Source organism: Streptomyces sp. SGAir0957, assembly GCF_043523415.1.
Genome location: NZ_CP027293.1, coordinates 7,847,594 through 7,870,990 on the forward strand (window position 1 = coordinate 7,847,594; position 23,397 = coordinate 7,870,990).

General features: G+C 73.8%; 24 protein-coding genes. 11 read left to right on the plus strand and 13 right to left on the minus strand.

The annotated features are described in order from the left end of the window. Nucleotides 1-10 precede the first annotated feature (10 nt). Both C1N81_RS40885 and C1N81_RS40890 read left to right on the plus strand, forming a co-directional pair. A complete protein-coding gene (locus C1N81_RS40885; RefSeq protein ID WP_394436490.1) occupies nucleotides 11-862 on the plus strand; it encodes a phytanoyl-CoA dioxygenase family protein in 852 nt (283 codons plus the stop codon). Continuing rightward, on the plus strand, nucleotides 855-2,282 hold the full coding sequence (locus C1N81_RS40890) for a sugar porter family MFS transporter (RefSeq protein ID WP_394436491.1): 1,428 nt from the start codon (nucleotides 855-857) through the stop codon (nucleotides 2,280-2,282). Before C1N81_RS40885 ends, C1N81_RS40890 begins: the two co-directional genes overlap by 8 nt. Nucleotides 2,283-2,304: 22 nt before the next feature. Here C1N81_RS40890 and C1N81_RS40895 read toward each other — a convergent pair whose 3' ends face one another. Together C1N81_RS40895 and C1N81_RS40900 are read right to left on the minus strand one after the other, a co-directional pair. Beyond that, a complete protein-coding gene (locus C1N81_RS40895; RefSeq protein WP_394436492.1) occupies nucleotides 2,305-3,258 on the minus strand; it encodes a YihY/virulence factor BrkB family protein in 954 nt (317 codons plus the stop codon). A 144-nt stretch (nucleotides 3,259-3,402) separates the two neighbouring features. Continuing rightward, nucleotides 3,403-3,573, minus strand: coding sequence for a hypothetical protein (locus C1N81_RS40900; protein WP_394436493.1), 171 nt, complete (start codon nucleotides 3,571-3,573; stop codon nucleotides 3,403-3,405). 446 nt (nucleotides 3,574-4,019) lie between these two features. Here C1N81_RS40900 and C1N81_RS40905 point away from each other — a divergent pair, with 446 nt between their 5' ends. The 3 genes from C1N81_RS40905 (at nucleotide 4,020) to C1N81_RS40915 (ending at nucleotide 7,696) form a co-directional block, all read left to right on the plus strand. Beyond that, a complete protein-coding gene (locus tag C1N81_RS40905) occupies nucleotides 4,020-5,798 on the plus strand; it encodes a glycoside hydrolase family 15 protein (protein ID WP_394436494.1) in 1,779 nt (592 codons plus the stop codon). A 27-nt stretch (nucleotides 5,799-5,825) separates the two neighbouring features. Next, on the plus strand, nucleotides 5,826-6,827 hold the full coding sequence (locus C1N81_RS40910) for an SDR family oxidoreductase (protein ID WP_394436495.1): 1,002 nt from the start codon (nucleotides 5,826-5,828) through the stop codon (nucleotides 6,825-6,827). Nucleotides 6,828-6,940: 113 nt separating this feature from the next. Continuing rightward, nucleotides 6,941-7,696, plus strand: a complete 756-nt coding sequence (locus C1N81_RS40915; protein WP_394436496.1) for an ANTAR domain-containing protein — start codon at nucleotides 6,941-6,943, stop codon at nucleotides 7,694-7,696. Between the two features lie 152 nt (nucleotides 7,697-7,848). Here C1N81_RS40915 and C1N81_RS40920 read toward each other — a convergent pair whose 3' ends face one another. Together C1N81_RS40920 and C1N81_RS40925 are read right to left on the minus strand one after the other, a co-directional pair. Beyond that, nucleotides 7,849-8,379, minus strand: coding sequence for a hypothetical protein (locus tag C1N81_RS40920; protein WP_394436497.1), 531 nt, complete (start codon nucleotides 8,377-8,379; stop codon nucleotides 7,849-7,851). A 58-nt stretch (nucleotides 8,380-8,437) separates the two neighbouring features. Continuing rightward, nucleotides 8,438-9,463: a YdcF family protein gene (locus C1N81_RS40925; protein WP_394436498.1), complete on the minus strand. Its 1,026-nt coding sequence runs from the start codon at nucleotides 9,461-9,463 to the stop codon at nucleotides 8,438-8,440. 94 nt (nucleotides 9,464-9,557) lie between these two features. On the opposite strand from C1N81_RS40925, the gene C1N81_RS40930 reads away from it, so the two are divergent. Then, nucleotides 9,558-10,349 (plus strand): thioesterase family protein, encoded by a 792-nt coding sequence (locus tag C1N81_RS40930; RefSeq protein ID WP_394436499.1) that lies wholly within the window; start codon nucleotides 9,558-9,560, stop codon nucleotides 10,347-10,349. A 12-nt stretch (nucleotides 10,350-10,361) separates the two neighbouring features. Here C1N81_RS40930 and C1N81_RS40935 read toward each other — a convergent pair whose 3' ends face one another. Then, on the minus strand, nucleotides 10,362-10,904 hold the full coding sequence (locus tag C1N81_RS40935; protein ID WP_394436500.1) for a DoxX family protein: 543 nt from the start codon (nucleotides 10,902-10,904) through the stop codon (nucleotides 10,362-10,364). 254 nt (nucleotides 10,905-11,158) lie between these two features. Here C1N81_RS40935 and C1N81_RS40940 point away from each other — a divergent pair, with 254 nt between their 5' ends. Beyond that, nucleotides 11,159-11,371 carry a hypothetical protein gene (locus tag C1N81_RS40940; RefSeq protein WP_394436501.1) on the plus strand — a complete coding sequence of 71 codons (213 nt, stop codon included), beginning with the start codon at nucleotides 11,159-11,161 and terminating at the stop codon, nucleotides 11,369-11,371. Between the two features lie 19 nt (nucleotides 11,372-11,390). Here C1N81_RS40940 and C1N81_RS40945 read toward each other — a convergent pair whose 3' ends face one another. Beyond that, nucleotides 11,391-11,957, minus strand: a complete 567-nt coding sequence (locus tag C1N81_RS40945; RefSeq protein ID WP_394436502.1) for an EF-hand domain-containing protein — start codon at nucleotides 11,955-11,957, stop codon at nucleotides 11,391-11,393. 221 nt (nucleotides 11,958-12,178) lie between these two features. On the opposite strand from C1N81_RS40945, the gene C1N81_RS40950 reads away from it, so the two are divergent. Next, on the plus strand, nucleotides 12,179-13,036 hold the full coding sequence (locus C1N81_RS40950; RefSeq protein WP_394436503.1) for an ATP-dependent DNA ligase: 858 nt from the start codon (nucleotides 12,179-12,181) through the stop codon (nucleotides 13,034-13,036). A gap of 128 nt (nucleotides 13,037-13,164) precedes the next feature. Here the strand turns inward: C1N81_RS40950 and C1N81_RS40955 are convergent, their stop codons facing one another. The 4 genes from C1N81_RS40955 to C1N81_RS40970 all read right to left on the minus strand — a co-directional run bounded on the left by C1N81_RS40955 (nucleotide 13,165) and on the right by C1N81_RS40970 (nucleotide 18,126). Then, entirely contained in the window at nucleotides 13,165-14,841 is a 1,677-nt protein-coding gene (locus C1N81_RS40955; RefSeq protein WP_394436504.1) for a glycoside hydrolase family 13 protein, read from the minus strand. A 125-nt stretch (nucleotides 14,842-14,966) separates the two neighbouring features. Then, a complete protein-coding gene (locus C1N81_RS40960) occupies nucleotides 14,967-15,815 on the minus strand; it encodes a carbohydrate ABC transporter permease (RefSeq protein WP_394436505.1) in 849 nt (282 codons plus the stop codon). After that, on the minus strand, nucleotides 15,812-16,801 hold the full coding sequence (locus C1N81_RS40965; protein WP_394436506.1) for a carbohydrate ABC transporter permease: 990 nt from the start codon (nucleotides 16,799-16,801) through the stop codon (nucleotides 15,812-15,814). The genes C1N81_RS40960 and C1N81_RS40965 overlap by 4 nt, the downstream gene beginning before the upstream one ends. Next, entirely contained in the window at nucleotides 16,798-18,126 is a 1,329-nt protein-coding gene (locus C1N81_RS40970; RefSeq protein ID WP_394436507.1) for an extracellular solute-binding protein, read from the minus strand. Before C1N81_RS40970 ends, C1N81_RS40965 begins: the two co-directional genes overlap by 4 nt. A 176-nt stretch (nucleotides 18,127-18,302) precedes the next feature. Between C1N81_RS40970 and C1N81_RS40975 the strand changes: the two genes are divergently transcribed. Beyond that, nucleotides 18,303-19,331, plus strand: a complete 1,029-nt coding sequence (locus tag C1N81_RS40975) for a LacI family DNA-binding transcriptional regulator (RefSeq protein ID WP_394436508.1) — start codon at nucleotides 18,303-18,305, stop codon at nucleotides 19,329-19,331. Here the strand turns inward: C1N81_RS40975 and C1N81_RS40980 are convergent. Further along, nucleotides 19,328-20,185, minus strand: coding sequence for a prephenate dehydratase (locus tag C1N81_RS40980; protein WP_394436509.1), 858 nt, complete (start codon nucleotides 20,183-20,185; stop codon nucleotides 19,328-19,330). The two genes, C1N81_RS40975 and C1N81_RS40980, sit on opposite strands and share 4 nt — an antisense overlap. A 191-nt stretch (nucleotides 20,186-20,376) precedes the next feature. Between C1N81_RS40980 and C1N81_RS40985 the strand changes: the two genes are divergently transcribed. Further along, nucleotides 20,377-21,282: a GNAT family N-acetyltransferase gene (locus C1N81_RS40985; protein WP_394436510.1), complete on the plus strand. Its 906-nt coding sequence runs from the start codon at nucleotides 20,377-20,379 to the stop codon at nucleotides 21,280-21,282. Here C1N81_RS40985 and C1N81_RS40990 read toward each other — a convergent pair. Next, the gene (locus C1N81_RS40990; protein ID WP_394436511.1) at nucleotides 21,254-21,682 is read right to left on the minus strand and encodes a VOC family protein; all 429 of its coding nucleotides are present in this window, start codon (nucleotides 21,680-21,682) and stop codon (nucleotides 21,254-21,256) included. The genes C1N81_RS40985 and C1N81_RS40990 overlap by 29 nt on opposite strands. Before the next feature lie 303 nt (nucleotides 21,683-21,985). Here C1N81_RS40990 and C1N81_RS40995 point away from each other — a divergent pair, with 303 nt between their 5' ends. Further along, nucleotides 21,986-22,450 carry a hypothetical protein gene (locus C1N81_RS40995; protein ID WP_394436512.1) on the plus strand — a complete coding sequence of 155 codons (465 nt, stop codon included), beginning with the start codon at nucleotides 21,986-21,988 and terminating at the stop codon, nucleotides 22,448-22,450. Nucleotides 22,451-22,492: 42 nt separating this feature from the next. On the opposite strand, the gene C1N81_RS41000 is transcribed toward C1N81_RS40995, so the two are convergent. Beyond that, nucleotides 22,493-23,392, minus strand: a complete 900-nt coding sequence (locus tag C1N81_RS41000; protein WP_394436513.1) for a sucrase ferredoxin — start codon at nucleotides 23,390-23,392, stop codon at nucleotides 22,493-22,495. Nucleotides 23,393-23,397: the final 5 nt, after the last annotated feature.

A 23,397-nucleotide genomic window follows, 5' to 3' on the forward strand; every position in this document is an offset into this window, starting at 1 on the left:
GGAGGCAAGGATGACTGTGCCCGCATTTCCCGGAGTCCGTCCCGACACGCTGGACGTCGACGTGACCGCCGACGTGGCGAACCTGTACGAGGACGGCATCACCGCGCGCAAGGGCGCCTTCACCAAGGAGTGGGCCGACCGGCTGCGCGAGGACATCGAGACCGCCTACGAGGAGGCGCGCGCCCGGCCCGACGGCGCGGTGGGCCGCGGCCCGAACCGCTACTACGTGGAGATCCACCCCGAGCAGCTGCGCGGCTTCGTCGACCTCGTCGACCACCCGTGGGTCCGCTCCGTCGCCACCGCCGTGCTCGGCCCCGACTACCGCATCGTCGAACTCGGCTTCGACGTCCCGCTGGAGGGCGCGGTCAACCAGCCCTGGCACCGCGACTTCCCGATCCCCGACGAGACGCGCGCCGAACGCCGTCTGACCTCCCTGGCGTTCAACGTCACCGCGGTCGACACCGCCGAGGACATGGGCCCCTTCGAGATCGCGCCCGGCACCCAGTGGGACGACGCACCCGACTTCGAACACGGCATGTTCCCGCCCCGCGAGCGCTACGGCCGCTACGAGGAGCGCGCCGTGCGCAAGTACCCGCAGCGCGGCGACATCTCGGCCCGTACCGCGCTGACCATCCACCGCGGCACGAAGAACGAGTCGGCGAAGGCGCGGCCCGTCCTCGTCCTCGGTCTCGACGGCCCGGAGGCGACCAACGCCGACCGCCACGACACCGCCGTCACCCGGCCGTTCTGGGAGGCGCTGCCCGAGCGGGTCCGCCGTCACCTGGACTGCCCGGTCGTCGAGGAGCTGACGCCCATCACGCAGAAGCACACCATCGAGGGCCTGGTCATGGGCGATGCCTGAGGCGACCACGACGGCCGCCCGCACCCCGGCCCCGCCGCCGGGTACGGACCGTCCGCCGCTCCTCGTGTACGCGGTCGCTGCCGTCTCGGCGCTCGGCGGCCTGCTCTTCGGCTACGACACGGGCATCATCTCCGGCGCCCTGCTCCACCTCCGTGACGACCTCGGCCTCTCCTCGCGCGAACAGGAGATCGTCGTCAGCGTCATCCTGCTCGGCGCCATGGCCGGCGCCCTCGTCTCGGGCCGCACGGCCGTGCGGCACGGCCGGCGCAAGGTGGTGGCGGCGGTCGCGGTGATCTTCGGTGCCGGCGCGGTCGCCGCGGCCGTCGCCCCCGACGTGGGCACGCTGATCGCCGCGCGCTTCGTGCTCGGCCTCGCGGTCGGCGGCGCCTCCAACATGGTGCCCGTCTACATCGCGGAGCTGGCACCCGCCGCCGTACGCGGCCGGCTCATGGTGCTCTTCCAGCTCATGGTCGCCATCGGCCAGCTCATCGCCTACCTGTGCGGCTGGGCGCTGTCCGGCAGCGGCGGCTGGCGCGTCATGTTCGCCCTCGCCGTCATCCCTGCCGTGGCCCTCGCCGTCGGCATGCTGTTCCTGCCGGAGAGTCCGCGCTGGCTCATCGAGCGGAACCGCCACGACGACGCCGTGACGACGCTGCGCAGGCTGCGGCCCGCCGGGGCGGACGTGGCGGCCGAGGTCGCCGAGATCACCACGGTCACCGCCGGCGCCCCGTCCGGCGGCGGCGGTTGGCGGCTGCTGCGGCAGCGGTGGCTGCGCCCGGCGCTCCTCATCGCCGTCGGCATCGCGGCCTTCTCGCAGCTCACCGGCGTCAACGCGATCGTCTACTACGCGCCGACGATCCTCGACGACGCGGGTTTCGGCGACTCGGTGGCCCTGCTCACCGGCGTCGGGATCGGCGCGATGCTGGTCGTCGCCGGTGTCGTGGGCGCCATCGCGGTCGACAAGGCGGGGCGGCGCCGCACGATGCTGTGGTTCCTGCCCGGTTCGGCGCTGGCCATGGCGGTGCTCGCGCTCGCCTTCACCACGTCCTCGGGCTCGGCCGCGCAACGCTGGACGGTGATCATCGCGCTGTTCGCGTACATCCTGTTCAACGGCGTCGGGATGCAGGCCGTCGTCTGGCTGATCGGCCCGGAGATCCTGCCGCTCAGCGTGCGCTCCCCGGCCACCAGCCTCGCCACCTTGTCGGTGTGGGGCTTCGACCTCCTCATCGCCATAACGGCCCTGACGGCCATCAACACCGTCGGCCGCTCGGGCACCTTCCTCTTCTACGCGCTGATGAACGTCGCCTGCATCGTCTTCGTCGTCGCGAAGGTGCCGGAGACGAAGGGCCGCAGCCTGGAGAGCATCGAGCGCGCCCTGCGCGGCCCGGGGCCCTTCCGCAAGGCCCTCGACAGGGAGTGAGACGCCCGGCGGGGCCGTCCTCTCACACGCCCGGGTCGGGCTCCGCGGGGCCCGGCCGCAGGGCGCGGGCCGCTTCGAGCTGGGCCGCGAACGACAGCCCGAGGAAGAGCGCGACGGAGGTCAGATAGGCCCACAGGAGCAGCGACATGAACGCGCTGAGCGGCCCGTAGACGGTGTCGAAGGAGCCGCTGAGCGAGAGATACAGACTCAGCGCCCACGTCAGCAGCGACCACAGCACCAGATACACGGCGGCGCCGAACGCCAGCCAGGTGTAACCCGGTTGGCGGCGGCGCGGCGAGCGCCGGAAGATCGCGCTCGCCGAGAGCAGCGCGAGCAGCAGGCCGAGGGGCCAGCGCAGGGCGTCCCAGGCGGCGCGGGCACCATCGCCCAGGTCGTAGACGGAGACGGCCGCCGCGCCCAGGTCGCCGCCCGCCACCATCATGACGAAGCCGAGGCCCAGCGGAAGCCCGGCGCTGACGGCCATGACGAGGCCGCGCGCGTACTTGCGCAGGAAGGGCCGGTCCCGTTCGTTGCCGTAGATGCGGTTGGCGCCGCGCTCGACCTGGCACATCGCGGTCGTGATGTTGGACAGCGAGAACGCGAGCGCGAACCAGAGGGCCACCTGAGTGCCCTCGCCCGCCGTCCGGCGGCTCCTGGCGAGCGCGTCGTCGACGACCTCCGCGCTCGGCCCGGCCGCTATGCGGTGGATCGTCTCCTCCGCGAACCGTCCGACGCTCTCGGTGTGCAGCGTCGTCGACAGACCGACGAAGACGATCGCGAGGGGGATCAGCGAGAGCACCGTCTGCAGCGCCAGCGCGCGGGCGTGGCTGAACCCGTCCGCGTACCGGAACCGGACGAAGGCGTCCCGCAGCAACTGGCGGCCGCCGTAACGGCGCAGCGCCTCGTACGCCTCGTCGCCGGACAGCTCGTCGCCCCGCATGTCGCGGGTCTCGGGGACCTTGGTCGCCGTACCCATCGCTCCCCCTCGCCCAGTCGCGCGTCCCGCTGTGTTCCGCGCACTTCTCTGCCCCCGATCAGGGCGCGCAATCGAGAGCGGCGCCCCCGGACCGAGCGGTACTCGGTCCGGGGGCGCCGCCGTCACATCGCCGCTGCCCGTGGGTCAGCGGTAGCCGTCCTCCCGGCCGTCCTCGGGAAGCAGCGGCTGCGTGTCGTCCTCGCGGCGCCGGCGCTCCCGGTCCTGACGGTCCCGGCCCGGCTCCTGACGGCCCCGATCGTCCTGCGGGTCGAACGGGTCGAACGCCGGGTCCTCGAGGTTGCTGCGATCGGCCATGACGGCTCCTTCGTCGGTGCGAGTGGATCTGTGTGGAGGGAATGTGTGTGCGGGTGGAACACGACCCACGGTGAGCCGGTCGCCGGTCGCGCGCACGCCGGGGCGGTGGCGACCACCCGACTGGGCGCACGTGTCGTCGGCCGGGCCGGGGCAGCACCGCACGCCCCTGTGGGCGCTGATCGCGGTGGTGGCCCCGGGCGTCCTCGGCCCGGCCCGGCACCGCCGGAACCGGCGGAACGGACGCCGACGGACCCGGCCCCGTGCCCCGCGATCCTGCCTCCGCCCGGTGCGAGGCGCCCCGCGCGGTGCGAAGCTGGGTATCCGCCCCGCGGTCCACGGGCGGACCCGTGGCCGCGGCCGACACGCCGAGCGTCCAGCAGGGCGGCGAGGCCCGCCCGTCGGGGCAGTCGCGGCGCCCATGAGCCCCGCTCCAGGAGGCCGAACCCGTGAGCACCGCCCCCTCCACCGCGTTCCCGCCGCACGCGCTGCACGACTACGCGCTGCTCGCCGACGGTGAGCGGGGCGCGCTGGTCGGACCGGACGGAGCGCTGAACTGGCTGTGCGCGCCCGCCTGGCACGACGACGCCGTGTTCGCCTCGCTCATCGGCGGCGGAGGCGTCTACGCCGTGACCCCGCACGGGCGCTGGGTGCCCGGCGGCTACTACGAGGCGTCCACCCTGATCTGGCGCAACCGCTGGATCACCACGGGCGGCGTCGTCGAGTGCCGCGACACCCTCGCCTTCCCCGGCGACGAGCGGCGCCTCGTCCTGCTCCGGCAGGTGTACGCCGTCGAGGGCGCCGCCCACCTGCGCGTCGTCCTGGACCCGCGCGCCGACCACGGCCGCGCCCCGCTCGCCGACACCCACCGCGACGACCGGGGCGTCTGGCAGCTGCGGACCGGTGAGCACCGGCTGCGCTGGCAGGGCCTCCCCGACGCGCGCGCCGGGGCCGACGGGCTCGTCGCCGACCTCGTGCTCCGGCCCGGCGAACGACGCGACCTCGTACTGGAATGCTCCGACCTGCCGCTGCCCACCGCACTTCCCCGCGCCGAGCGGGAATGGGCGCGGACCGAGCGCGCCTGGCACGACACGCAACCCGCCCTGACCCGCACCGTCGCCGCCACCGACGCCCGACGCGCCTACACCCTGCTGCGCGGCCTGACCACGCGCGGCGGCGGCATGGTCGCCGCGGCCACCACCAGCCTGCCCGAACGCGCGGAGGCCGGGCGCAACTACGACTACCGCTACGTGTGGATCCGCGACCAGAGCTACGCGGGGCAGGCCGCGGCCGCCGCGGGCGCCCACGACCTGCTCGACGCGGCGGTCCGCTTCACCGGGGACCGGCTGCTCGCCGACGGCGCGCGGCTCACCCCGGCCTACACGGTCCACGGCGACCCCGTCCCCGGCCAGGAGCGTCTCGACCTGCCCGGCTACCCCGGCGGTCATGCCCACGTCGGCAACCACGTCCGCGAACAGTTCCAGCTGGACTGCTTCGGCGAGGCGCTGCTCCTGTTCGCCGCCGCCCAGCGCCTCGACCGTCTCGGCTCCGACGGATGGAAGGCCGCCGACGCCGCGGTCCGGGCGATCGGCGAGCGGTGGCGCGAGCCCGACGCGGGCATCTGGGAGCTGGACGACCGGGTGTGGACGCACAGCCGCCTCGTCTGCGTCGCCGGACTGCGCGCCCTCGCCGACGCCGCCCCCCGCCATCCGCTCGCCCCCGCCTGCACCGCGCTCGCCGGCACCCTCTTCGCCGCGACGGCGGCCACCTCCGTACACCCGGACGGGCACTGGCAGCGCGCGCCTGACGACCCCGCCGTCGACGCCGCCCTGCTGCTGCCCGCCGTGCGGGGCGCCCGGCCCGCCGACGACCCCCGGACGCGCGCCACGCTCGCCGTCTGCCGCGAGCAGCTCGCGCAGGACCACTTCATGTACCGCTTCCGCCACGACGACCGGCCCCTCGCCGACGCCGAGGGCGCGTTCCTGCTGTGCGGGTTCGTCATGGCGCTCGCCGAGCACCAGCAGGGCCACGAGGTCGAGGCGCACCGCTGGTTCGAACGCAACCGCGGCGCGTGCGGCGCCTCAGGCTTGTACGCCGAGGAGTTCGACCTCGCCCAGCGCCAACTGCGCGGCAACCTGCCGCAGGCCTTCGTCCACGCCCTCCTGCTGGAGACGACCGTCCGTCTCGCCGAGGCCCCGGGGCCCACGGCACGGACCACGGACCCCTGATCACTGAGCGAGGAGCTGACCCGAGCCATGCCCCAGACCGTCGTCATCACCGGTGCCAGCGCCGGGATCGGCCGCGCCACGGCCCGCGCGTTCGCGAAGCGCGGAGCCGACGTCGTCCTGATCGCCCGTGGCCGGGCCGGACTCGAATCGGCCGCCGAGGACGTGGCGTCGCTCGGCGGGCGGCCCCTCGTCCAGGTCGCCGACGTCGCCGACGCGGCGCAGCTGGAGAGCGCCGCCGACGCCGCCGAGCAGGCGTTCGGACCCATCGACGTATGGGTCAACTGCGCCTTCAGCACCGTCTTCGGGCCCTTCGACGAGATCACCGCCGAGGAGTTCGACCGGGCGACCCGGGTCACGTACCTGGGCTTCGTCAACGGCACCCGCACCGCGCTGGGGCGGATGCTGCCCCGCGACCGCGGCACCATCGTGCAGGTCGGCTCGGCGCTCGGGGAGCGGTCCATTCCGCTGCAGACGGCGTACTGCGGCGCCAAGCACGCCGTCAACGGCTTCACGTCGGCCCTGCGCACCGAACTCCTGCACAGGAAGAGCAACGTGCACGTCACCGTCGTGCAGATGCCCGCCCTCAACACCCCGCAGTTCTCGTGGGTCTCCTCCAGACTGCCCCGGCATCCGCGGCCGGTCGCGCCCCTCTACCAGCCCGAGGTCGCGGCCCGCGGCATCCTGCACGCGGCGGACCATCCGCGCCGCAAGCAGTACTACATCGGCGCCGCCACGGTGGCGACCCTCTGGGGCAACCGGCTGGCCCCCGCGCTGCTCGACCGCTATCTGGCCCGGACCGGCATCGACTCCCAGCAGACCGACCAGCTCCCAGCGACCGGCAGGAGCAACCTCCTCGAACCCGTCGACCGCACGCAGGACGGCGTGCACGGCGCCCACGGCGTCTTCGACGACGTGTCCCACGGCCGCTCCCTCCAGGCCGCCGTCTCCCGACACCCCCTCGCGGGCCTGTCGGCGCTGGCGTCCGTCGCCGCCGCCACGGCCTGGCTCGGCCGGCGCGCCCGGCGCTGAACAGGACGTGTGCCGAAACCGTTCCCCGACGTCGCCGCGGGCGCCAGAATGGTGGCAGGGTCACGCGGTTCACCCAGGAACCGCGCTCGGCCGCGTCTCGCGGGGGACGACACATGGAGCAGCCGGAGCGGGACGAGCGCCTGGCCCGCGCCGTGCTGGAACTGACGGCCACGGCCACGGACGACGTCCACCTCGTCGACGTCCTGAGCGTCATGGCCGCGTACGTGGTGGAGCTGCTCGACGTGCCCGCGTCCGGCGTCGTCCTGGTCGACGACCGGGCCCGCCTTGTCGCCGTCACCGCCACCACCGGCGCGGTCCGCCGACTGGGCGCCGCCGAGGCCGAGTTCGACGAGGGGCCGGGCCGCGACTGCTGCGCCGCGCACGGCGCCGTCGGCCCGGTGGACCTCGGCACGCGCGCCGCCGCCGCACGCTGGCCGCGCTTCACGGGGGCCGCCCGCGCGGCCGGATTCGGCGCCGTCGCCGCCCTGCCGATGCGGCTGCGCGAGGAGGCCGTCGGCGCCGTCCAGGTGTTCGCCGCCGCGCCCGGCCGGCTGCGCCCGGCCGAACTCCGCGTGGCCCAGGCGCTCGCCGACGCCACCACCATCGGGATCGTGCACCGCCGCTTCCGCCGGGAGCTGGCCGGCCGCGCCGACCGGCTGCGGACGGAGCTGCACCATCGCATCGCCGTCGAGCAGGCGAAGGGAGCGCTCGCGGCCCGCCTCGGCATCAGCCCGGACGCCGCCCTCCTCCGCCTGCGCTCCGACGCCCGGGCCCGGCACATGGCGCTGCCGGAGCTGTGCGCGCGGATCGTGGCGGAGACGGCGGACGGCGCCCCGCCGGTCGTGCCCGGCGAACCGTACGCGGACTGAGCCGGACATCGGCCGGCTCCGCCGACACGGGGATACGGGGCGGCGGAGCCGGCGGCCGCCCGGGGGCGACCTCCGTAGTGTTCCCGGTCCGCCCCCGCGCCACCAGGGCGCTCCGACGGACCCGGGGGCGCGCGGCGCACTGTCCCCGGTAGCTAGGCGCGTCGGTGTTTGGCCCCGTAGAAGGCGGAGCGTGCCGCGCGGATGCGGGCGCTCTGCCGGTCGGTGTCGCGGGCCCGCGCGAGGGCGGCGCGCAGCGCGTCGGGGTCGGCCAGGTGTCCGCTGCCGTCCGGGGCGGTGCGCCACAGCAGGGCGTGGCGCTGCACTCCGGTGAGGGCGTCGGCGTTCGGCGAGGGGACGGTGATGCTCTCGCCGGTCGTCAGGACGGTCGAGGAGTGCGGTTGCGGCGGCCAGCCGTCGGCGTCACCGGTGTCGTCGTCGGCGTCGGCTGGGTGGGCGAGGATGTAGAAGACCGGGCGCGGCTCGTTGTGCTGCTCAAGGACCGGCACCTTCTCGGCGAGGCCGCCGAGCTCCCACAGCACGGTCAGGCCGAGCGGCTGGGTCAGCCGCAGCGCGTCGAAGCGGCGCCCGGTGGGGATCCGGGCCACGTGCGGGGGCCGGTCCCATTGCCGCTGCGCCTCCACAGGATCAGGGTGGCATGACGCCAACCACGTCTCGCCGTCCATGCGTTGACGGTACGCCGCATCACCGGACGCGTCAGGCGGACCGGAACTCCGGCTGAATTCAGATGGTTCCGGCGGGCGACCAGCCCAGCCACCAGATCGCCAGGCCGCCGAGGACGAGGAGGAGGAAGATCGCGGCGTTGGTCCTGCGGTAGGTGAGCAGCAGCGCGACGAACTCCCGGATCATGGCGCTCGGCCAGAAGTACGAGGCGGTGCGGGCGCCGATGACATGGCCGCGGACGCCGGTGCGGCGGGCCGTCACCGCGGCGCGGAACACGTGGTAGTTGTTCGTGACGATCACGCACCGGTAGTCCGGATCGGCCTTCTGCATCAGGGCTTTGCTGAACCGCAGGTTCTCCTCGGTGGTCGTCGACCGGTCCTCGCGCTCGATGAGGTCCTCAGGGAAGCCGCGCGACGTCAGGTAGTCGGCCATCGCGTGCGACTCGGGCAGTTTCTCGTCGGGCCCCTGCCCTCCCGAGGTCAGGAGAATGGGCCGCCGCCCCCTCCGCGACAGCCTGGCGTGCTCCTCGCGGGCCCGGTCGAGGCGGCTCGCCAGCAGGGGCGGGACGGTGTCGCCGCCGATCAGCCCCGAGCCGAGGACCACCACGTAGTCGGCCCTGCGCCGGATGCGCAGCCGCTCGTAGAGCTGCGCGTAGAGGAGGAAGCAGGCGAACAGGAAGACGACGAGTCCGGTGAGCACGACGGCGGTCGCCGCCGCCACGAGGAGGGTGCGGGTGTGCAGGACCAGCGCCGTGACGAGCAGGCCGAGCAGCGCGACCAGGGTGAGGCCCGCGCCCAGGGACAGCAGGTTGGCCGGGCTCCTGCCCTCTTTGCGCACCATCGTGACGCCGTTGGCGAGCAGGAACCAGGCCAGGGCGACGACACCGAGCGCCGCGAGCACCAGCAGGGCGACGGCCACGTCGCTGCCCAACTGCGGTCTCCGCGCCGCCAGTCGCAGGAACAGCGCGGTCGCCGCGAAGACGATCGCCAGACCGAGGAACACGGCGTTGCTGACCCGGCGCCGTTCACGCAGCACCATGAAGCAGAACACGAGGAAACACACGAGCGCCGGAGCGTAGGCCAACATGCGGCCATGCTACTGACGTGCGGTGCCGTGTCCGGCGCGGGACGGCCGCTCGGATACGTTGATCGTCCCGCACCGCCCGGAAGGAACACGCCCGTTGAGCACCGACAGCTACTACGAGCCGATCGACACCCACCGCTACAAGCCGACCTCGCACGCGAGCGGCGCCTGGGACCCGGACGAGCAGCACTTCAGCCCGCTCGGCGGCCTCGTCGTGCACGCCATCGACCGCCACCTGGCGGCGCGCCCGGAGCCGGGCGGTCTGGTGCTCGCGCGGATCAGCTTCGACATCCTCGGGCGGCTCGGCCTGGAGGAGTGCGAGATACAGGTGGAGACGGTACGGCCCGGCCGCACCATCGAACTGCTCGAAGCCGTCGTGGTCATCGCGGGCCGGGCCGTGGTGCGCGCCCGCGCCTGGCTGCTCGCGCCGGGCGACACCGCGCGGATCGCGGGCGGCGGCCCGGACCCGCTGACGCCGCCGGAGGGGCTCGCGTCCTGGCCGCTGCACGCCGAGTGGCCGGGCGGGTACATTGCCTCGGTCGACGTCCGCCCGACCGCGCCGCCGCGCCCCGGCCGCACGACCGCCTGGGTCTCCACGCCGCTTGAGCTCGTGGCCGGGCAGCCGAGCAGCGCGCTCGCGTCCTTCGTCGCCCTGGTCGACACCGCGAACGGCATCGCCGTGCGGCAGTCGCCGGCCGAGTGGATGTTCCCGAACGTCGACCTCACGGTCCATCTGCACCGGCAGCCGGAGGGCCGCTGGACGGGCCTGGACACCACGGTGACGTTCGGCCCGGCAGGGCACGGCGTGACCAGCACGGTCCTGCACGACGTGCACGGCCCGGTCGGCTACGCGGAGCAGATCCTCACCGTCCGCCCGCAGCAGGCGTGATGCGGGGCCGCGCTACTTGCGGATGAGCAGCACCAGGGCCGCGAGCACCAGGGCGAGCAGCACGGCGGCGACGCCGTAGCGCAGGCGGTGCGCGCGCAGGCCGGGCAGGAAGCGGTCCACGGCGATCCGGCCCGGCCCGGTGAGGGCGAGCCCGGCGGCGCCGGCGGCGAGGAGCAGCTCGTACTCGACGCCGGCGGGCGCGAAGAAGCCGCCGCCCCACTTGACGGCCAGCGCGTTGATCATGGTGCCGAGCACGGCCGCGCCGGCGAGCGGCGTCAGGACGCCGAGGATCAGCCCGAGCCCGCCGAGGGTCTCGCTGAGCCCGGCGACGACCGCCATGGCCTTCCCCGACGGGTAGCCGCTCTGCGCGAAGAACTGGCCGGTGCCGTCGATGCCACCGCCCCCGAACCAGCCGAAGAGCTTCTGCGTGCCGTGCGCGGCGATGGTCAGCCCGAGCGCCAGACGCAGGACCAGCAGGCCGATGTCGTAGGCGTGCGGGGACGTGCTGCCGGGGGCGGTGTCCGAGGCGGCGGGGCGGGTCAGGACGGAGGTCATGTGGGGGTCCTTCCGGCGGGTCGGCGGTCGCGTGGGCGACGTCTCGCTGTACAACTTGAACTTTCAAGATCATGGGCGAGCCTAACCGATGCGTGAAACTTAAACAACGACGCGTCGGAGGAGGGCGGACTGAACCGGGCCGGTCCCGGGCACAGGGACGACATGAAGCTACTGATCATCGTCATCCTCGTCGTCCTGGCCGTGGCCTGGTTCATGAAGTCGCGGAAGGGGCGGTGACCGGCGACCCTGGAGCCATGACGAGTGCCCCGATCATCGTGCACCCGCCGTCGCGCACGGGCGGCCGGCGGGTGACGGCGCGCGGCCGGATTCTCGGCCTCGCGCACTCGGACGACGACGTCGTGGAGTTCCTCCGGCGCGCCGGGCTCGCGGACGCCGAAGGGCTCCTCGACGACCCGGCCTGGGTGAAGTGGCGCGGTGGCCGCGCCCACCACTACGAGGCGGCCTGAGGAGCCCCGTCCCGCGAGGTCAGACGGCCGCCGCCGGTGGACGTCCGAAGAGCCAGTTCCCCGGCGCCTCGGGATCGTCGCTCGTGAAGTACTCCACCACGGCCTGCTTCAGCTCGTCCTTCGAGATGACGCCGTTGCCGTCCCGGTCGATCCGGCGGAAGCTCTCCTCGATCTCCTCGCGCGGAAGGCGCGGCGTCTGCCCCAGGACGAAGGCCCGGTACGCGTCCGGGGCGATCTCTCCGGTGCCTTCGAGGTCCGCGACGCTCAGCACCGACCGGAGGATCCCCTCGCAGACCTCGTCGGCGAGCGCCGCGTCGGCGAAGAGCGCCTGCACCGAGTCGACGAAGACGCCCCGCAGGAGCCTGCCCTCGCTGTCCGCGTGGTGCTGATGTGCCTGCTGCCAGGCGTTGCGGTAGGCGGCCACCATCGCCTCCACCTGCGACGGGTCCGGTGTCCTGTGCAGCTCCTCCGCCGAGCGGCGGCCCATGAGGACGTGGTCCGCCTCGGTCAGTACGCCGTCGCCGTCGGTGTCGAGCAGGTCGAAGGCGTGCCGCACCTTCGCGGTCAGGAAGTCGTCGGAAAGCATGACGGGCGGTCCTCTCGTCGTTCCCCCGGACGCCCGCGCGGCGCGCGGGCGGAGTGCCCCATGCTTCAGGTCCCGGCGCCCGCGGGGCCGCTCCCGCCGTACGGGTCTCCCGACCCGGTGACGCGGCGGGCCCCCGCGGCGACACGCGCGTCAGCCGGGCCTGACGAACGAACGGCCTAGCCGGGACTGCGGTTTCCGCGCACCTCGGCAAGCCTTGTCCTGTGGAGTTTCCTGTCGCTGTCGCGCTCGCCGAGTCCGTGCCCACGCTGCCCACCGGAGCCGACTGGTGGTACGAGCCCAAGTTCGACGGCCAGCGGCTCGTCCTGCACCGCACCGAGGAGGGGGTGAAGTGCCACGCGCGTTCCGGGCGCACCGTCACCACCGCGTGGATGGACCTCGCGGCCGCCGCGCAGAGCGCGCTGCGCCCCGGGACCGTCCTCGACGGCGAGGCCGTCGTGTGGATCGACGGCCGCCTCGACCTCGCCGCCGCGGAGGCCCGCGGGAACGCGACGCCCCGCCGGGCGTCCGCGCTCGCCGCGGAGTACCCCGCCTACTACGCCGTGTGGGACTGCCTCGCCCTGGACGGCGTCGACCTGCGCGACCGCCCCTACCGGGAGCGGCGCGCGGCCCTGCTCGACCTCCTGGCCGACGCGAAGCCGCCGATCCGGCCGGTGCCCGCGACGGACGACGCGGAGGTGGCGCGCGTCTGGTTCGAGCAGCTCCAGGCGCAGGGCGTCGAGGGGGTCGTCGCGAAGCGCGCGGGCTCGCCCTACCGTCCTGACCGGGTCTGGCGGACGGCCCGGCACAGCGAGACCGTCGACGCGGAGGTCGTCGGTTACGTCGGGCCCGCGGTCCAGCCGCTGCGGGTCGTCGTGCGGCTGCCGGACGGGCGGCACCTGCTGTCGCAGACGATGATCGCCCAGGTCGCCGCGGACATGGCCCGCCACATCACGGACTCGGGCCCCGGCCGCCGGGCGCGGACCGACGACGGGGAGACGTACACGACGACCGGGCGCGGCCTGATGGTGGAGGTCGTGGCCGGGACGACCCGGCACGCGACGGTGACCCGGGTGCGGTGACCGACCGGGCGCTCAGGTCACGCGCCGCACCCGGGGTGACCTGGGCAGGCCCGAGCCGCCGGACCGCCGGACCGCCGGGCCGCCAGACCCCGGGCCGCCAGACTTCGGATCGCCAGGCTGTCAGGCCGTCAGGACGTCCGCAGCCACGCCGTCGTCCACGGCGGCAGCTGACCGTCCGACGGCGGGGTCGAGGCCAGCAGGACCTCGCCCGCCGGGAGCGGCACGGGTGTGCCGGAGAGATTGCTGACGATGTGCCAGCCGTCCGCGCGGGCGAAGTGCAGCAGCCCGCGCCCGGTCTCCTCGTCCGTACTCACCCACGCCAGCTCCTCGCCCCGTACGAGCGCCCGGCGAAGGCGCAGGGCCGCGCGGTACAGCTCCAGGACCGACCCCTCGTCGCCGCGCTGGACCTCGGCCGCGTACCGGCCCCAGTCCGCGGGCTGCGGCAGCCAGGAGCCGCCGGTGCCGAAGCCGAAGCTCGGGCCCTCTGCGGTCCAGGGCAGCGGTACCCGGCACCCGTCGCGCCCCTTGACGCGCCCTCCGCTGCGCACCCACATCGGGTCGCGCAGGTCGTCCCGGGCCAGGTCGGCGACCTCGGGAAGGCCCAGCTCCTCGCCCTGGTACACGTAGGCGGAGCCGGGCAGTGCCAGCATCAGGAGGGCGGCGGCGCGGGCCTTGCGCAGCCCGGACTCCCGGTCGGGGGCGGGGCGCCGCCCGTCGGTGAGCAGCCATGCCTCGATGTCCGCCTTGGCGGAGCCGTCGGGCAGGGCGTAGCGGGACGGGTGGCGGACCACGTCGTGGTTGGAGAGCACCCAGGTGGTGGTCGTCCCCGCGCCGCGGGCGTCGGCGAGCGCGGTGTCGATGGTGGCGCGCAGTTCGGCGGCGCGCAGCTGCGCGTAGAGGAAGTCGAAGTTGAACGCCTGGCCGAGCCCGTCGGGGGAGGCGTACGCGGCGCGCCGGGAGGCGCGGACCCAGGCCTCGGCGACGGCGAAGCGCGGCGGGTCGTAGGCGTCGAAGACCTTGCGCCAGCCCCGGTAGATCTCGTGCACCGCGTCGCGGTCCCACAGGGGGTGGCTGCCGTCGTCGGGCAGGGTGCCGGGCTGGTAGTCGGCTCCGTCGCCGAGGTCGCGCAGCGGTTCGGCGAGGTCCTTGGCGAGGCCGTGGGCGACGTCGATGCGAAAGCCCGCGACGCCCCGGTCCGACCAGAAGCGCAGCGTGTCGTGGAAGTCCTCGCGCACCTCGGGGTGGTCCCAGTTGAAGTCGGGCTGCTGCGGCGCGTAGAGGTGCAGGTACCACTGGCCGTCGGGGACGCGGGTCCAGGCGGGGCCGCCGAAGGAGGACGGCCAGTCGGTGGGCGGGAGTTCGCCGTGCGCGCCCTTGCCGTCGCGGAACACGTAGCGCTCGCGCGCGGCGGAGCCGGGTCCGGCGGCGAGCGCCTCCTGGAACCAGCGGTGCTGGTCGGAGGAGTGGTTGGGCACGATGTCGACCATGATCCGCAGGCCGAGCCGGTCGGCCTCGGCGACCATCGCGTCGAAGTCGTCGAGGGTGCCGAGCCGGGGGTCGACGGCGCGGTAGTCGGCGACGTCGTAGCCGCCGTCCGCCAGCTCGGAGGGGTAGAACGGGCTCAGCCAGACCGCGTCGACGCCGAGGTCCGCGAGGTGGGTCAGGCGGGAGGTGACACCGGCGATGTCCCCGACGCCGTCGCCGTCGGAGTCGGCGAAGCTGCGCGGATAGACCTGGTAGACGACGGCCTGCCGCCACCAGTCCGCGTCGTTCGACGGTCCGGCGGGGGCGTGGTGCTGGGTCATGCGGGGCCTTTCGGATGGTGCGGGGCGGGGCGAGGAGTCGGCGGAGCGGGGAGGCGGCGGAGCGCGGAAGTGCCGGAGCGGGGAGGCGCCGGGCGGGGAAGCGCCGGGCGGGGAGGCGGCGGGCGTCAGCCCTTCACCGCTCCCGTGGTCATGCCGGACACGATCGACCGGCGGAAGATCAGAACCAGGACCGCGATCGGCACGGTGGCGACCATCGCGCCGGCGAAGATCACCCCGTACGGGACCTGGTACTGGCTGGTGAAGAGAGCGATGCCGACGGGGACGGTGCGCCGGTCGTCGGCGCCGTTGAAGGTCAGGGCGAGCAGGAACTCCGACCAGGTGGCGGTGAAGGAGAAGACTCCGGCGGTGAACAGGCCGGGCCGCGCGAGCGGCAGGATGACGGTCAGCGCCGTGCGCAGCGGGCCCGCGCCGTCGACGGTCGCGGCCTCCTCCAGTTCGCGCGGGATGCCGCTGAGGTAGTTGCGGAGGATCCAGATGGCGAACGGCAGGTTCAGGGCCACGTACGGGATGATCAGGCCGGGGTAGCTGTTGAGCAGGCCCGCCTGACGTTCCATCAGGAACAGTGGGACGAGCATGGCGATCGGCGGGAACACCGACAGCATGAGCAGCGCCGTCATGATGGCGCCGCGCCCGCGCAGGGGGAGCCGGGCGAGGGCGTACCCGGCGAGGAAGGCCAGGGAGAGGATCAGCACGGTCGACGCGGAGGCGACGACGACGCTGTTCAGGAAGTAGCGGCCGATGCCGTTGCGGTTGAAGGCGATGTCGTAGTTGCCGAGTGTGGGGTCGTCGGGGACGAGCGAGGGCGGCGTCGCGCTGATCTCGCCCGGTCCCTTCAGCGACGCGGAGACCATCCAGAGCAGCGGCAGCGTCGTGCAGACGACGATGAGCAGCCCGCCGAGGTTGACGAGATTGACGTACCTGCGGACACCTGAGCGCGGGGTGCGGCGGCTCATGCCCGGCCTCCTTCGTCGACCTGGGTGCGAAAGACGCGCAGCGACAGCAGGCAGCAGCCCATGACGATGGCGGCGGTGAGGACGGCGACGGCGGCGCCGCCCCCGAAGTCGAGGTTCTGGAAGAGGATGCGGTAGCCGAGGATCGCCACCGATTGCGTGGCGGTCCCCGGTCCGCCCTGGGTGAGGACGAACGGCAGGTCGAAGATGCCGAACGCCTGGAGGATGCGGAAGAGGACCGCGATGGCGACGATGGGCCGCAACTGCGGCAGCGTCACCTTCCAGAACGTCGTCCAGGTGCTCGCGCCGTCGATCTCGGCGGCCTCGTAGACGTCGCCGGGGATCAGCATGAGCCCCGCGAGGACGACGATCGCGACGAACGGCGTCGTCTTCCACACGTCGACGGCCACCATCGCGGCCATCGCGGGCACCGGCTCGCCGAGGATGTCCGGCTGCCCGCCGAAGAGCTGGCCGCAGAGCCAGCTGACCGCGCCGTACGTGCTGTTGAAGAGGTACGACCAGAGCTGGGCGGCGACGACGTTGATGAGCGCCCAGGGCAGCAGGAGCAGCGCGAGGATCCAGCCGCGGGCGGCGCCGAGCCGTTCGAGGACGAGCGCGACGACCGTGCCGAGGACCAGTTCGAGGGAGACGGAGACGATGGTGAAGCCCAGGGTGAAGGCCAGCGCCTGATACCACTCGGGGCTCGTCAGCAGCGCCTCGTAGTGCCCGAGCGTCGGCGAGCCGAGGCGCAGGCCGCCGTAGTCGAGCTTGACCTCGCAGAAGGAGAGGATCAGCGAGAAGACGACGGGGAAGACCGTCACCGCGGCCACGACCAGGAGCGCGGGGGAGGCGAACAGCCAGCCGGCGCGGCCGCGCCGGACGGTTTTCCCGGTGCGCCGAGCGGCCGTGTCCGACGCGCGCGGTGCCGGGTCGGCTCTCGGCGCCGGATCGGGAGCGGGCGGGGTCTTCGCCCGCGGTGCGAGGTTCACTGGGCCTTCCCTTCCAGCGCCTTGCGCAGCCCTTCGCGCGCGGCACGTACTCCGGCGGCGGGGGAGAGGTCGCCCCCGACCACGCCGTTGACGGGTGTGTAGAGCGCCTTGCTGACCTGCGGGTAGTACGGGGTCTGCACGGGCCGGTCGACGAGGCGCAGGTCGGCGGCGCGCAGCACGGTCGGATCGTCCGCCTCGCGCGCCTCCTCGCTGCGCAGCGCCGAGGTCAGCGCGGGCACGACGCCCGCCTCCCGGGCGAGGAGGCGCTGCACCTCGTCCCCGGCGCAGAACGTGGCGAACTCCATCGCGGCGCCCAGCGCCTGGGAGCTGGGGTTGACGAAGTTGCTCCAGCCACCCGCGCAGGAGATGCCGGAGCGGCCGGTGCCCTCGAAGCCGGGGCGCAGCGTGACGCCGACCTTCCCGGCGACGCCGGAGACCTTCGGGGTGTTCGCGTTGACCCACGCGTAGGACCAGTTGCGCAGGAAGAGCCCCCGGCCGCCGACGAACGCGTCCTGGGAGTCCGACTCCTCGTACGTCGTCACGGTGCGCGGCGTGACGCCGCTGGACGTGAACTCGGCCATGAGCGAGAACGCCCGCTCGGCCGCCTCGCCGCCGAGCGCCGCCCTGCCACGGCTGTCGAGGATCGGCGCGCCCGCGTCCGCGAGGAACTCGGCGACGTTGGCGGTCAGCGCCTCGGTCACCGCGGCCTGCCAGAGGAACCCGGCGGAGACGTCCCCGGCGCGCTGCACTGTACGGGAGGTGTGGAGCAGTTCCTCCCAGCTCCTCGGTACCCGCAGACCGTGCTTGGCCAGGAGGTCCTTGCGGTAGAAGAGGTAGGTGCTGTCCGTGAAGAACGGCACCGCGTAGACCTTGCCCTCATACGTGGAACTGCGGCGCAGCGCCGCCGGATAGGCGTCCCAGAAGCCGTCCGGGAGCAGTGTCTCGACGGGCAGCGCGAGCGAGGAGTGGCCGAACTGCGCGGGCCAGGTCGTGTCGCCGAGGTACACGTCGGGCTGCGGGGAGCCGCCGGCCAATTGGGTGGCGATGGCGCTGCGGTTGCCGTCGCTGGTGGACAGCGCGTTGATCTTCGTGACGCGGATGCCGGGGTGGCGGCGCTCGAAGGCCCGGATGATCAGATCGGCGACGACGGCGCCGCGGCGCGAGGGGATCTCGGAGACCCACCAGGTCAGCCGTGCCCCCGGCGTCGGCCGGGCCGCCGCCTGCGTGAGCAGGTCGTCGAGGTTCTTGCCCCCGCAACCGGACAGCAGACCCGCCGCGATGGCGCTCGCGCCGCCCGCCAGCAGGGCTCTGCGTTTCAGGGCCATGGCACGCTCCTCACCTTTGAGTGCCGCCCGATGACAGCGCTAGCACGGTACGAACCTCGTTTTCGCGCTGTCAATGGGGGAGTGGCTGATTGTTCAGGTCGGATGGGCTGACCGGATGAAGCATTCGGTGACAGCGCTGTCATGGCGAGGGTCGGCGCTGTGTTAGCGTCCCCGGCATGGCCGGTGAGAATGGCGCCACGCTCGCGGATGTCGCGCAGCGGGCCGGAGTGTCCCCCTCGACCGTCTCGCGCACGATGCGCGGCCTGTCGACGGTGTCGCCCGCGACCCGGGCACGGGTCGAACAGGCGGCGCGCGAGCTGTCGTTCTCGATCTCGCGCAGCGCGTCCAGCCTGGTCACGGGGCGCACCGGCCGCGTCGCCGTGCTCGTACCGAACCTGGAGTCCTGGTTCCTGGGCGCCGCGCTCGCCGGCATGGCACCCGCCCTCGCCGAGGCGGGCATGGACATGCTGGTCTACAGCGTCACCACGCCCGAGGAGCGCGCCCACTTCTTCGACCGGCTGCCCGCGCGCCGCAACGCCGACGCGCTGCTCGTCGTCAGCTTCGCCCTCTCCCCGGCGGAGCGGGAGCGCCTCGACGACCTCGGCCTGCCACTGATCTTCGTCAGCCAGCACGAGGAGCACCGGGCCAGTGTGTACGTGGACGACGCCGAGGCCGCCCTGCGCGGCACCCGGCACCTGCTCCACCTCGGCCACCGCCGCATCGCCTACCTGGAGCCCGCCGACGCCTCCGGCTTCGCCTGGAGCAGCAGGGCCCGCCTCGACGGCTACCGCGCGGCGCTCGCGGAGGCGGGCGTCGAGCACGACGAGGAACTGGTCCGGCAGGTCGCCGGCTGGCAGGGGCCGGTCCTCGACGCCGCCGTGGGGCGGCTCCTGAGCCTCCCGCAGCCGCCCACCGCGATCTTCGCCGAGACGGACGACATCGCCTTCCGGCTGCTCACGGTCTTGCGCGGCGCCAACGTCCCGGTCCCCGCCCGCGTCTCCGTCCTCGGCTTCGACGACCACGCGATGGCCGCCGCCTGGGACCTCTCCACCATGGCGCAGCCGGTACGCCGACTGGGCCGCGCCGCCGCCGAGCTGGCCCACGCGGTCATCCAGGACCCGGACGACAGCCGGGAGCGCCATGTGGTGCTGCCGGTGGAACTCATCCCGCGCGGCAGCACGGGCCCCGCGCCGGGGACCGCCTAGGGCCTGCCCTGGGCCGCGGGTTCCCGACGGCGGTGCGGGTGGGCCGGGTACACGCCGAGGACGCGTACCTCGGAGGAGAAGAAGCGCAGCTCCTGGAGGGCGAGGGCGACGCGCGGCTCGTCCGGGTGGCCCTCGACCTCGACGTAGAAGCAGCTCGGGTTGAGCCCGGCGCCCATCTGGTAGCTCTCGATCTTGGTGAGGTTCACCGCGTTGCTGGCGAACCCGCCGAGCGCCTTGTAGAGGGCGCTCGGGATGTTCCGCACGGCGAAGAACAGGCTCGTCATCGTCGGCCCCGCGTCGAGCGGCGCGAAGACGGCGTCCCGGGAGAGGACCACGAACCGGGTGGTGTTGTCCGGGTCGTCCTCGACCCCCGCGCGCAGCACGTCGAGCCCGTAGTGCGCGGCGGCGGCGGGCGGGGCGAGCGCCGCGTGGCGCGGATCGCCCAGTTCGGCCACCTCGCGGGCGGCGCCGGCCGTGTCGTCGCTGACGAGCGTGCGCCAGCCGCCCTCGCGCAGGACCTTGCGGCACTGGCCCAGCGCGTGCACATGGCTGCGGACGCACTCGACCCGGTCGAGACCGGCCCCGGCGACGCCCACCAGGTCGAAGTGGATCGCGAGGAAGTACTCGCCGATGACGAACAGGCCCGACTCCGGCAGCAGGTGGTGGACGTCGGCGACGCGGCCCGCCGCGGAGTTGTCCACCGGGATGACGGCCAGGTCGGCGGCGCCGAGGGTCACGGCGTCGAGCGCCTGCTCGAAGTTGGAGCAGGGCAGCTCGGCGCTGCCGGGGAACAGCGCTTGGGTGGCGGCCGCCGAGTTGGAGCCGAATTCGCCCTGGTAAGCGACGGTCGTCACTGTCAGACACCTCTCAGCCGGAGACCGGCCCGTTCGGATGAAGCCCATTTTTCACGCGGGTGATGGAAGAGCCACCGTAGCCTCCGGCCGGGGTGCGGCCGTGACGCTGTCCACCACGAGAGACCGCGGCGGCCCCGGCCGGACCCGAAATCGGATGCGGAGCGGTGGCGCGATGGTGTGGGATCACCCTCATGCCGACCGTGCTGCGCGTACCGGGGACCGACCGACTGGGCGAGATCGTGGAGGCGCTGCGGGGGTGGCAGGACGACGAGGCGCCGGTGCAGCTCCATCCGGGGGACGTGGGCTGGTTCTGGCGGTTCGGCGCGCGGGCGACGGCGGCGGCGCTGCGGACATGGCACAGGGACGGCAGGATCCTCGCCGTCGGGCTCCTCGACGCGCCGGACCTGCTGCGGCTGACCGTCGCGCCGGACGTCCGGCGCGACCCGGAGCTTGCGGAGCGCCTGGTGGCGGACGTGACGCTGCCGGAGCGCGGGGTCCTGGGCGAGGGGCGGGCCGCCGTCGACGCACCCGGCGGAGCCCTCGTCCGGGACCTGCTCGCCGACGCCGGCTGGGACCTCGACGAACCGTGGACGCCGCTCCTGCGCGACCTCACGGACCCGGTGCCGGATCCGGGCCCGGACCTGCGGATCGAGGTGACAGGACCCGAACGGGCCCACGTCCGCACGGCGGTGCAGCGGGCGGCGTTCGGCAGGCCGACGTTCACGGACGAACGCTGGCGCACGATGGCGGCCGGGCCGGCGTACGCCGACGCGCGCTGCCTCGTCGCGTACGACCGCCGGGGCGACGCGGTCGCGGCGGTGACCGTGTGGTCGGCGGGGAACGGCCGCCCCGGGCTCCTCGAACCCATGGGCGTCCACCCGGACCACCGCGGTCACGGCCACGGCAGGGCGGTCAACGTCGCCGCGGCGGCCGCCCTGCGCGCACTCGGCGCGTCGAGCGCGCTGGTCTCCACCCCGAGCGCCAACGTCGCCGCCGTCGCCACCTACCGGTCCGCCGGCTTCCGGGAACTCCCCCCGACCAGGGACCGGTACCGGAGCGCGGCCGCGGTCACGGACGGAGGTACGGCCGGGTCATGATCTCCATGTTGTGCCCGTCCGGGTCCGGGAAGTACGCGCCGCGACCGCCGAACAAGGTGTTCACCCTGCCCGGTTCGGTGTGGCCGGGGTCGGCGTAGTAGGTGGTCCCGAGCGCCTCCAGGCGGTCGATCATGCCGTCGAAACGCGCCTCGGGCACGAGGAACGCGTAGTGCTGCGACTGGATCGGCTCGTCGCGCTTCTCGTAGTAGTCGAGCGTCACGCCGTTGCCGAGGTCGACCGGCAGGAACGGGCCGAACGGCGCGCCGACCTCGATGCCGAGGACGGCGGCGAGGAACTCCGCCGACAAGGAGCGGTCGCTCGCGTAGACGGCGGTGTGGTTCAACTCGACGGCGTGCGCCGCCCCGCCGGGGGAGTGTGCGTTCTGCTGAATGTGTGACATACGTGTGTGGCTCCGGGTCTGTGAGCGCTTCAGGGAGCGGTGCCGGGGTCGGCACCGAAGAAGGACGCGATGAAGGACGCGATGAAGGACGCGATGAAGGACACGGAGACGGCGGCGGGCCCCTCGCCCGCCTCGCGCTCACGCCGAGGCCGGGACCCTCACTCGTGCGTGGCCCAAGGCCGACCCGGCAGTCACCCGGCCGACCCTAACGGCCCCGCACGGGGCGGAGCAACGTCTCACACCTTCGGCGTCACCTGGCACACCCCGCGATAGGACGACGTGCTCAAGGGGCAGTCGAGGGCCATGACCGAGAAACACGATGAGCCCGCCCGCGCGCACCGGCGGCCCGAAGGTGTCAGTGACGCGACCGTGGAAGCTCTGGGGTCGGTGTCGAAGGCCCTCGAGACGGTGGAGCAGGCCCGCGGCCACCTGTACGCCTTCCACCAGCTGACCGGCACCGCCGACCTCGAACTGGGCCGCGCCGTCGGCCTGTTGCGCGCCGCGGGGCACGAGAAGTGGGCCGAGCGGATCGACCGGGAGCTGGTCGGGCGCAATGTGCTGGAGGGCCGGTGGACCTTCCAGGTCGTCGAGGAGTACGACGCCGGTTTCTACGCCCCGTACAAGGACATGGAGCGCGAGCTGCGCGACGACCTCACCCCGGGGCGTACGCACCTGTACGAGGCGGAGATGAAGGAGGCCCGCCGCACGAAGGGACATGCGGACCACACGGCACACCCCGGCACCACGCACCCCGGCACCGCGCACTGAGACATCCGGACCAGCGCCGCCGCGACGTGGACACCCGGATGGTCAGAGCGCGCGCACGGACGTGACCTCGTACGTCATCGCCGAGCTCGGTGACTTGCCGTGGCAGGTGAGCCGGTACGGCGGCGTGCGGCGCGAGCGCACCTCGACGTCGAAGACCGACGCGAGGGGCGGCCGGCCGGTCAGGCGGATCCGCCAGAGGTCGTCGTCGCGGTCCGTCGACGTGACGGCGTACGCGTGCCGGCCGGCCGGACCCGCGTGCCGCAGGACGGCCGCGAGCGCGGCCTGCTGAGGCGGGAAGAGGTCCGTGTATCCGCGCAGATGGGTGGCGTGGACCCGGTCCGCCAGGTGTTCCCCGACGGTGGTGACGGCGGAGCTCGGGCCGAGCCCGCCGTAGTAGACGCCGTCGGGCAGGACGACGACGTTGGCGGCGAACCGGTCCCCGCCCACGTGCGTGCACTCCCAGACCAGGTGCGGCCACCGCTCGCTCAGTACGCGCCCGACGGGACGACCGCGCACGGCGCAGCAGACGTCGTGCAGTCCGTGCGCGCAGACGAGCACGACCGGCGGATGCCCCGGCTCGCCGGGTGCGTCGAGGGCATGGACGATCCCGGTGAGGTCCTGGTCGCGGCTCCAGGTGCCCCACACCTGCCGCTCCGTGCCGTCGCCGCCGCGGCGCAGCACGGCCCAGCGCCGGGGGCCGTCGCCGGGCAGGAGACGGCCGTGCCGCCTGATGAGGAGAATGCGGGCGCGTACGTTCCGGGCCGCGCCGAACACGATCCCCTTGATCTCCGGCGCCAGGTCGAGACCGTCGAAGCCGTTGGGCGGCCAGCCGCCCCGGTACTCGACGAGGACCCACACCGAGCCGTACGGCGCGGTGCCCGCGAGCGCGTCGCCGCGCTCCAGGGCGGCGTCGGCGCAGAAGAAGCGCGGGGCAGCGGTCACCGTGG